At 64.4% G+C, this 8380-nt stretch carries 10 protein-coding genes; all 10 read left to right on the forward strand.

Features of this window, described 5'->3' with window-relative positions; translation table 11 throughout:
• On the forward strand, nucleotides 1-1677 hold a 1677-nt coding region (gene infB, locus JWM94_RS13605), incomplete at its 5' end, for a translation initiation factor IF-2 (protein ID WP_299428015.1).
• A 3-nt stretch (nucleotides 1678-1680) separates the two neighbouring features.
• Nucleotides 1681-1986: a hypothetical protein gene (locus JWM94_RS13610; protein ID WP_299428019.1), complete on the forward strand. Its 306-nt coding sequence runs from the start codon at nucleotides 1681-1683 to the stop codon at nucleotides 1984-1986.
• Nucleotides 1983-2384, forward strand: coding sequence for a 30S ribosome-binding factor RbfA (rbfA, locus tag JWM94_RS13615; RefSeq protein WP_299428022.1), 402 nt, complete (start codon nucleotides 1983-1985; stop codon nucleotides 2382-2384). The genes JWM94_RS13610 and rbfA overlap by 4 nt, the downstream gene beginning before the upstream one ends.
• 51 nt (nucleotides 2385-2435) lie before the next feature.
• Nucleotides 2436-3062, forward strand: a complete 627-nt coding sequence (locus tag JWM94_RS13620) for a hypothetical protein (protein WP_299428025.1) — start codon at nucleotides 2436-2438, stop codon at nucleotides 3060-3062.
• Complete coding sequence (locus tag JWM94_RS13625) at nucleotides 3062-3658, forward strand: thymidine kinase (protein ID WP_299428028.1); 597 nt, start codon at nucleotides 3062-3064, stop codon at nucleotides 3656-3658. The genes JWM94_RS13620 and JWM94_RS13625 overlap by 1 nt, the downstream gene beginning before the upstream one ends.
• Nucleotides 3655-4344: a site-2 protease family protein gene (locus JWM94_RS13630; RefSeq protein ID WP_299428031.1), complete on the forward strand. Its 690-nt coding sequence runs from the start codon at nucleotides 3655-3657 to the stop codon at nucleotides 4342-4344. Before JWM94_RS13625 ends, JWM94_RS13630 begins: the two co-directional genes overlap by 4 nt.
• 76 nt (nucleotides 4345-4420) lie before the next feature.
• Entirely contained in the window at nucleotides 4421-4807 is a 387-nt protein-coding gene (locus JWM94_RS13635) for a DUF6491 family protein (protein WP_299428034.1), read from the forward strand.
• Between the two features lie 30 nt (nucleotides 4808-4837).
• Nucleotides 4838-5743, forward strand: coding sequence for a tRNA pseudouridine(55) synthase TruB (truB, locus tag JWM94_RS13640; RefSeq protein WP_299428037.1), 906 nt, complete (start codon nucleotides 4838-4840; stop codon nucleotides 5741-5743).
• Nucleotides 5744-5764: 21 nt separating this feature from the next.
• Entirely contained in the window at nucleotides 5765-6034 is a 270-nt protein-coding gene (gene rpsO / locus JWM94_RS13645; RefSeq protein WP_299428040.1) for a 30S ribosomal protein S15, read from the forward strand.
• A gap of 153 nt (nucleotides 6035-6187) precedes the next feature.
• Nucleotides 6188-8380: polyribonucleotide nucleotidyltransferase (gene pnp, locus JWM94_RS13650; RefSeq protein WP_299428044.1), on the forward strand; the 2193-nt coding region annotated here is incomplete at its 3' end.

Below are 8380 nucleotides of genomic sequence, written 5' to 3' on the forward strand. Positions count from 1 at the left end.
GTCAAGGCACTGTTCAAGATGGGCTCACCCGTCACGCTGACCCAGACGATCGACCAGGACACCGCCGAATTGCTGGTCACCGAATTCGGCCACAACATCGTGCGCGTGTCGGACAGCGACATCGATCTGGCGACCGACGTGGTCGAGGATGCGCCCGAGACGCTGAAAACCCGTCCGCCCGTCGTCACGATCATGGGCCATGTAGACCACGGCAAGACCAGCCTGCTCGACGCGCTGCGCGGCACCGATGTGGTCAAGGGCGAGGCCGGCGGCATCACCCAGCATATCGGCGCGTACCAAGTCACGTTGAAGGACAAGTCGAAGATCACCTTCCTCGACACGCCGGGCCACGAAGCCTTCACCGAAATGCGCGCGCGCGGCGCCAACGTCACTGACATCGTCGTGCTGGTGGTGGCGGCCGACGACGGGCTGATGCCGCAGACGATCGAGGCGATCAACCACACCAAGGCGGCCGGCGTGCCGATGATCGTCGCGATCAACAAGATCGACAAGCCCGAAGCCAATGCCCAGCGCGTGCGCGAGCGCTTGCTCGAGCATGACGTCCAGGTCGAATCGATGGGCGGCGAGACGCAGGACGTCGAGGTCTCGGCGACCAAGAAGACCGGGCTCGAAGAGCTGATCGAGAAGATCCAGCTCCAGGCCGAATTGCTCGAGCTCAAGGCAAACCCCGACCGCGAAGCCGAAGGCAATGTGATCGAGGCCAAGCTCGACAAGGGCCGCGGTCCGGTCGCGACGGTACTGATCACGCGCGGCACGCTCAAGGTCGGCGATGTGTTCGTCATCGGCGCCGAGAGCGGCAAGGTCCGCGCGCTGGTCGATGACAAGGGCCGCCAGATGAAGGAAGCCGGCCCATCCACGCCGGTGGAAATCCTCGGCATGACCGGCGTTCCCGGCGCGGGCGATCCGTTGCAGGTGGTCGAGAACGAGGCGCGTGCGCGCGAAGTCGCGGCGTACCGCGCCAGCGTCATCCAGGCCAAGCGCACCACGTCGGCGCCGGCGAGCCTGGAGAGCATGTTCTCCGCGCTCAAGGAGCAGCAAGCGATCGAATATCCGCTGGTGGTCAAGGCCGATACGCAAGGCACGGTCGAGGCGATCGTCGGCGCGATTAACAAGATCTCGACCGATTTGATCAAGGCGCGCGTGCTCCATTCAGGCGTCGGCGGCATCACCGAGAGCGACGTGACGCTGGCGGGTGCCAGCGGCGCGCCGATCATCGGCTTCAACGTCCGCGCCAACGCCAAGGCGCGCGAGATCGCCGACCGGCAGAAGGTCGCGCTCAAATATTACGACGTGATCTACGAACTCACCGACGAAATCCGCGCCGGCATGGCGGGCGAGCTCGGGCCGGAAGCGTTCGAGACCGTGGTCGGCCGCGCCGAAATCCGCGAGGTCTTCTCGGCGGGCAAGCACGGCAAGGCGGCGGGTCTGCTGGTCACCGAAGGCGTCATCCGCAAGGCGCTCAAGGCGCGCATCACGCGTGAGGATGTCATCATCTATCAGGGTGAGATCGCGTCGCTGCGGCGCTTCAAGGACGACGTCCCCGAAGTCCGCGCGGGCCTCGAATGCGGTGTCACGTTCACGCAGAACTTCGTCGACATCAAGCCGGGCGACTTCCTCGAAACCTTCGAGGTCGAGATGCGCGAACGGACGCTGTAAGCGATGCCATTTCTCGTCGAGATTTCGGTTCCCGAACTCGACGGGAAGGCTGCGACCCTGGTCGAACGGCTTGTTCTTCCGGATGGTTATGTCGGTTGGGACAAGCCGATTGCCCTTGCCGATATCGGCGGCGTGCGCACCGAGCTGATCTGCAACATGCCCGTCGTCATCGACGAATGGAATTGCTCGCCTGGCGATCAGATGGCCTCAGGGAAGCTGCTGGTTACAGCTCAAGCCGAAGGCGATGAGATACCTTACGGCAAACCCTACGCTCGATTTGAAGCCGAGCAGCCCCGAAAAGAACGATGAAACAGACCGAAGCCACCGAAACCCGTTCCGTCCGCCTGCTTCGCGTGGGCGAGCAGGTGCGGCATGTGCTGAGCGAAATCCTCCAGCGCGGGGACGTGCATGACGAGACGCTGGCGCGCCATCTCGTCTCGGTCACCGAAGTGCGGATGTCGCCCGATCTCCGCCACGCGACGGTGTTCGTGAAGCCGTTGCTCGGCAAGGACGAGGACGTGGTGCTCAAGGCGCTGCGCACCAACACCGCCTACCTCCAGCGCGAAGTCGCCGGGCGGGTACAGACCAAATATGCCGCCAAGCTCAAATTCCTCGCCGATGAAAGCTTCGACGAGGGCCAGCATATCGATACGCTGCTACGCGATCCCAAGGTGGCGCAGGATCTCGCGGGCGGCGACAAGGAATAGCAGCGCATCGCCGTATAGACAGAGCGGCATGATATATTATATCCTAACGCAATGGCGCTGGATACGAGACCGCACCGATTGTCACTATTTTTGCTGGCGATGGCACTCGCGGGCTGCGCAAACGGCCTGCCGCCGCCACGCCTCACCGACGCCGACTTGCGTGCGGCCATGGCAACCGATCTCATGGGCGAGCTGACGGCCGCCGACGTGGCCAAACTGCCGGCAAACCTAGACATCGTCGGCTCGTTCACCGAACTCGGCACCTGCATCGACCTTCATCGCGCCGATACGAGCCTGGCCGAAGAGGCGAGTAGCCTCGACCGCTGGGCCGAACTCCGGGCGCGCTTCGGGTTCGGTGGTCTGACCGGCTGGAGGAAACCTGGCCCCGCTGACGGCGAATCGCTCGCTACCGGGATCACCGAAAGGCTCGCGCATACCTCGGCGCGCGCGATCCTGAAGATTTCCAAAAGACCAATTTCGCCCGGCACGCGAGACGGGTGGTTGCCCACCTGCACGCAACGATACTGGTTTGACGCACCCGTCTACGAGGGCAATTTCGCCTTCATCGAACGCGATTCGATCTGCGGCGGACTGTGTGGCAGTGGCGCAATTCTAGCGCTCGAATATCGCGACGGAAGCTGGCGCCTCGTCGGCGTCGCGGCTACGTGGATGGCCTGATGGCCAAGCTCTATTTCTACTACGCCTCGATGAACGCCGGGAAATCGACCACCCTGCTCCAGGCGGACTTCAATTACCGCGAGCGCGGCATGACGACGATGCTGTTCACCGCGGCAATCGACGACCGCTATGCAACCGGCACGATCACCTCCCGGCTCGAAGTGTCGGCCGCCGCGACACCGTTCGACCCCGCGACCGATATCGCCGCGATCGTCGCCGACAAGCACGCGCATGAGAAGGTGGCATGCGTGCTGGTCGACGAGGCGCAATTCCTGTCGGCGGCGCAAGTGGATCAGCTCGCGCACCTCGCCGACGTGGTCGGCATCCCGGTGCTCGCCTACGGCCTGCGCACCGATTTCCAGGGCGACCTGTTTCCCGGGTCGGCGCGGCTGCTGGCGATGGCGGACTCGCTGGTCGAGCTCAAATCGGTGTGCGAGTGCGGGCGCAAGGCGACGATGAACCTGCGCGTCGATGAACAGGGCCGCGCGGTCGTTGCGGGCGCGCAGACCGAGATCGGCGGCAACGACCGCTACGTCGCGCTGTGTCGCAGGCATTTCGTCGCGGCGCGGGCAGCGAGCGCGGTGCCGGGCGCATGAGCCCGAACGACACAATCTATCAGATCGCGATCTGGCTGATCCCGCTGGTCATCGCGATCGTGTTTCACGAGGTCGCGCACGGTTATGTCGCGCGATTGTTCGGCGATCACACCGCCGAGCGGCTGGGGCGGTTGACGCTCAACCCGATCCGCCATGTCGATCCGGTCGGGACGCTCGTCGTACCGATGGTGCTGGCGCTCGCGCACGCGCCGATCTTCGGCTGGGCCAAGCCGGTGCCGGTGGTGGCGGGACGAATGCGCAATCCGCGGCGCGACATGGCGCTGGTCGCGCTCGCCGGGCCGGCAAGCAACTTTGTAATGGCAACGATAGCCGCGCTCGTCATCGGCATTGTTGTATCGTGGAACGGCGGCGCATTGCCCACGGGAGGCGTGGCCGGGTTCGTCAGCGACAATCTGGTCAATTTCCTGCTGATCAACGTGTTCCTCGCGATCTTCAACCTGCTGCCAGTGCCGCCATTCGATGGAGGGCACGTCGTCGAGGCACTGTTGCCGCGTCCGCTTGCCACCGAATATGCCAAGCTCCACCGCTTCGCGTTTCCGGTGATGCTGTTCCTGCTGGTGGTGCTGCCGACGATCGCGCCGAGCGCCAATATCGTCGCACGTGTGGTCGGGCCGATCTACTATGCAATCGTGCGAGGGCTCGATTTCTCGGGTACGCTGACCTGATCTTCAGGCCCGGTTCAGCGGATGTCCTGTATTGCGCGTTGGTGAGCCGTTTCACCGATCATCCAAGGAAGCCGACATGATCCGTCCGCTCATCATCGCATCGATCGCGATTGCCGCGCTGGCCACCCCCGCCGTCGCGCGTAAAACAGCGCCGGTGCCAATCGAACTGGGCAAGGAAACCAGTATCCCCTTCATCGGCACGATCGGTCTCTACGATTTCGAGGCCGATGGCAGTAAGGGCGTATGGCTGCAGGATCAGCGCCGCAAATGGTATTATGCGCGTATCGCCGGGATTTGCACCGGACTGCCGTTCTCGACGCGGATCGGGGTCGATACGCGCTTCGGCGGCACCTCGCTCGATCGCACCGGCGTGCTGCTGGTCGACGGCCAAAGCTGTCACATCGACAGCCTCGTCACCAGCGCGGGTCCGCCCAGGAAGGCGAGGAAGCCCAAGAAGGGCTGACCGGGGCCCGCGCCCGCGCTACGGGCGGGCATGCACGGCTGGATCATCCTCGACAAACCGCTCGGCCTCGGATCGACCCAGGCGGTCAGCGCGGTCAAGCGCGCGTTGCGTACAAGCGGATACGGCAAGGCCAAGGTCGGGCATGGCGGCACGCTCGATCCGCTGGCGACGGGGGTGCTGCCGGTCGCGATCGGCGAGGCGACCAAGCTCGCGGGGCGGATGCTCGACAGCGACAAGGTGTACGAGTTCACGATCGGGTTCGGAGCGGAGACAGATACGCTCGACCTTGAGGGGAAGGTTGTTGCGGAGAGCGATGTTCGGCCGACCTTGGCCGAGATCGACGCGGTCTTACCGCGCTTCACGGGGCCGATCCAGCAAGTCCCGCCGGCTTATTCGGCGCTGAAGATCGATGGCGAGCGTGCCTATGACCTCGCCCGCGCTGGTGAGGAGGTGGTACTGGCGAAGCGGGCGGTGACGATCCACTATTTGTATCTGCACCATTCGGAAATGCCCAATGATCCCGCGCAGACCTATAATTCAATCAGCATCGCTGCCCACGTCTCCAAGGGCACCTATATCCGCTCCCTCGCCCGCGACATCGCCCGCGCGCTTGGCACTGTCGGCCACGTCACGATGCTCCGCCGCACCAAAGCCGGACCCTTCGACCTCACATCCGCGATATCGCTGGACAAACTGGGCGAACTCGCTAAGGGCCAGCGCCTTGAACCGATACTCCTGCCATTGAGGGCGGGGCTGGACGACATCCCGGCTCTACTCCTCGACCCCGACCAGGCAGGAGCGCTCCGACAGGGGCGCGTTCTGGCCGGGATTGCCAATGACGATGGCCTCTACTTCGCGACGCTGGGCGAAACCCCTGTCGCATTGGTCGAGGTCTTGAGCGGGGAAGCCCGCGTCGTCCGGGGCTTCAACCTGTAACGCGATGTCGAAGGAAACAGAATGTCGATTACGCCTGAGCTGAAAGAACAGCTGATCAAGGAACATGCCCGCGCCGAGGGTGACACGGGTTCGCCCGAAGTCCAGGTCGCGATCCTGACCAGCCGCATCAAGACGCTGACCGAGCATTTCAAGACCCACGCGAAGGACAATCACTCGCGCCGCGGCCTGCTGATGATGGTCAACAAGCGCCGCTCGCTGCTCGACTATCTCCGCAAGACCGAAGGCGAGCGCTACCTCGCCCTCATCGCGAAGCTCGGGCTCCGCAAGTAATTCAGGAACGGCGCCCGCGGGCGCCGTTTCGCTTATTCGGCCTTCGTACAATTCGGTACGGGCCGGCGGCGGAACTCTCCGCCACCAGAACCTGAAGGCAGGTTCTTCTACTGGCACCGGACGCGCATTGGGCCGCCGGATGAAGGAAATAAAATGTTCGATACGAAAACTGTAAGCGTCGAGTGGGGCGGACAGACCCTGACACTCGAAACCGGGCGCGTTGCCCGCCAGGCCGACGGCGCGGTACTAGCGACGCTCGGCGAAACCGTCGTGCTGTGCGCCGTCACGGCCGCACGCTCGGTCAAGGAAGGGCAGGATTTCTTCCCGCTCACCGTCCATTACCAGGAAAAATTCTCGGCCTCGGGCCGCATCCCCGGCGGCTTCTTCAAGCGCGAGCGCGGCGCGACCGAAAAGGAAACGCTGACCAGCCGCCTGATCGATCGTCCGATCCGGCCGTTGTTTCCGGAAGGGTTTTATAACGAGATCAACGTCATCGCTCAGGTTCTCAGCTATGATGGCGAGAACGAGCCGGACGTGCTGGCGATGGTCGCCGCGTCGGCCGCGCTGACGATTTCGGGCGTGCCGTTCATGGGGCCGATCGGCGCGTGCCGCGTCGGCTATGTCGACGGCGAGTACATCCTCAACCCGACCACCGAGCAGGCCCGCGATGGCGACCTCGACTTGATCGTCGCGGCCACCGGCGACGCCGTGATGATGGTCGAATCCGAAGCCAAGGAGCTTTCGGAAGAGGTCATGCTCGGCGCCGTCCAGTTCGCGCACAAGGCATGCCGCCAGGCCGCCAACGCGATCATCGACCTGGCCGAGCAAGCCGCCAAGGACCCGTGGGAAATGGCAGCCCAAGCCGACCTGACCGCCGCCAAGACCAAGCTCAAGGAGCTGATCGGCAAGGACATCGCCGCCGCCTATAAGGTGACCGACAAGTCCGCGCGCTCGAACCTGCTCAACGAAGCCCGCGCCAAGGGCAAGGGGGCGTTCGCCGATGCTGCCCCGCAGGACCAGATGGCCGCCGGCAAGCTGATGAAGAAGCTCGAGGCCGAAATCGTCCGCGGCGCGATCCTGAAGGACGGCACCCGCATCGACGGCCGCACCACGACGCAGATCCGCCCGATCGAGGCGATGGTGCACTTCCTGCCGCGCACCCACGGCTCGGCGCTGTTCACGCGCGGCGAGACGCAGGCGATCTGCACCACCACGCTCGGCACCAAGGACGCCGAGCAGATGATCGACGGGCTCGACGGCCTGTCCTACTCCAACTTCATGCTGCACTATAACTTCCCGCCCTATTCGGTCGGCGAAGTCGGCCGCTTCGGCGCCCCCAGCCGCCGCGACGTCGGCCACGGCAAGCTCGCCTGGCGCGCGCTGCACGCGGTGCTGCCGTCGAAGGAGGAGTTCCCGTACACGATCCGCGTCCTCTCCGACATCACCGAGAGCAACGGGTCGTCGTCGATGGCCACCGTCTGCGGCGGGTCGCTGTCGATGATGGACGCGGGCGTGCCGCTCAAGCGCCCGGTGTCGGGCATCGCGATGGGGCTGATCCTCGAGGGCAAGGACTTTGCGGTCCTTAGCGACATCCTGGGCGACGAGGATCACCTGGGCGACATGGACTTCAAGGTCGCGGGCACGTCCGAGGGCATCACCACGATGCAGATGGACATCAAGATCGCCGGCATCACCGAGGAAATCATGCGCGTCGCGCTCTCCCAGGCCAAGGAAGGCCGCGCGCACATCCTGGGCGAAATGGCCAAGGCGCTCGACCACACGCGTGAGGAACTGTCGGCGCACGCCCCGCGGATCGAGACGATCACGATCGACAAGTCGAAAATCCGTGAGGTGATCGGCACCGGCGGCAAGGTGATCCGCGAGATCGTCGCCACCACCGGCGCCAAGGTCGACATCGACGACGAAGGCGTGATCAAGGTCTCGTCGTCCGACGTCAGCCAGATCGAAGCCGCGATCAAGTGGATCAAGGGCCTGGTCGAGGAGGCCGAGGTCGGCAAGGTCTATGACGGCAAGGTCGTCAACCTGGTCGATTTCGGGGCGTTCGTGAACTTCATGGGCGGCAAGGACGGCCTCGTCCACGTCAGCGAAATCCGCAACGAGCGCGTCGAGAAGGTCGCCGACGTCCTGAGCGAAGGCCAGGAAGTCAATGTCAAGGTCCTCGAGATCGACCCGCGCGGCAAGGTTCGCCTGTCGATGCGCGTCGTCGACCAGGAGACTGGTCTCGAGCTCGAAGATACGCGGCCTGCTCGTGAAGAGCGTCCACGCGGCGATCGTCCCGAGCGTTCGGATCGTGGCCCACGCCGCGATGGCGATGGTGGCCGTGGT

This window comes from Sphingomonas bacterium, assembly GCF_028289855.1.
Lineage (GTDB): Bacteria > Pseudomonadota > Alphaproteobacteria > Sphingomonadales > Sphingomonadaceae > Sphingomonas.

What these genes read in the sequence shown, in the direction of transcription:
- rpsO (WP_299428040.1), top strand. Translation starts at nt 5,765, where the DNA reads ATGTCGATTACGCCTGAGCTGAAAGAACAGCTGATCAAGGAACATGCC.
- JWM94_RS13620 (WP_299428025.1), top strand. Translation starts at nt 2,436, where the DNA reads ATGGCGCTGGATACGAGACCGCACCGATTGTCACTATTTTTGCTGGCG.
- JWM94_RS13610 (WP_299428019.1), top strand. Translation starts at nt 1,681, where the DNA reads ATGCCATTTCTCGTCGAGATTTCGGTTCCCGAACTCGACGGGAAGGCT.
- truB (WP_299428037.1), top strand. Translation starts at nt 4,838, where the DNA reads ATGCACGGCTGGATCATCCTCGACAAACCGCTCGGCCTCGGATCGACC.
- JWM94_RS13630 (WP_299428031.1), top strand. Translation starts at nt 3,655, where the DNA reads ATGAGCCCGAACGACACAATCTATCAGATCGCGATCTGGCTGATCCCG.
- rbfA (WP_299428022.1), top strand. Translation starts at nt 1,983, where the DNA reads ATGAAACAGACCGAAGCCACCGAAACCCGTTCCGTCCGCCTGCTTCGC.
- JWM94_RS13625 (WP_299428028.1), top strand. Translation starts at nt 3,062, where the DNA reads ATGGCCAAGCTCTATTTCTACTACGCCTCGATGAACGCCGGGAAATCG.
- JWM94_RS13635 (WP_299428034.1), top strand. Translation starts at nt 4,421, where the DNA reads ATGATCCGTCCGCTCATCATCGCATCGATCGCGATTGCCGCGCTGGCC.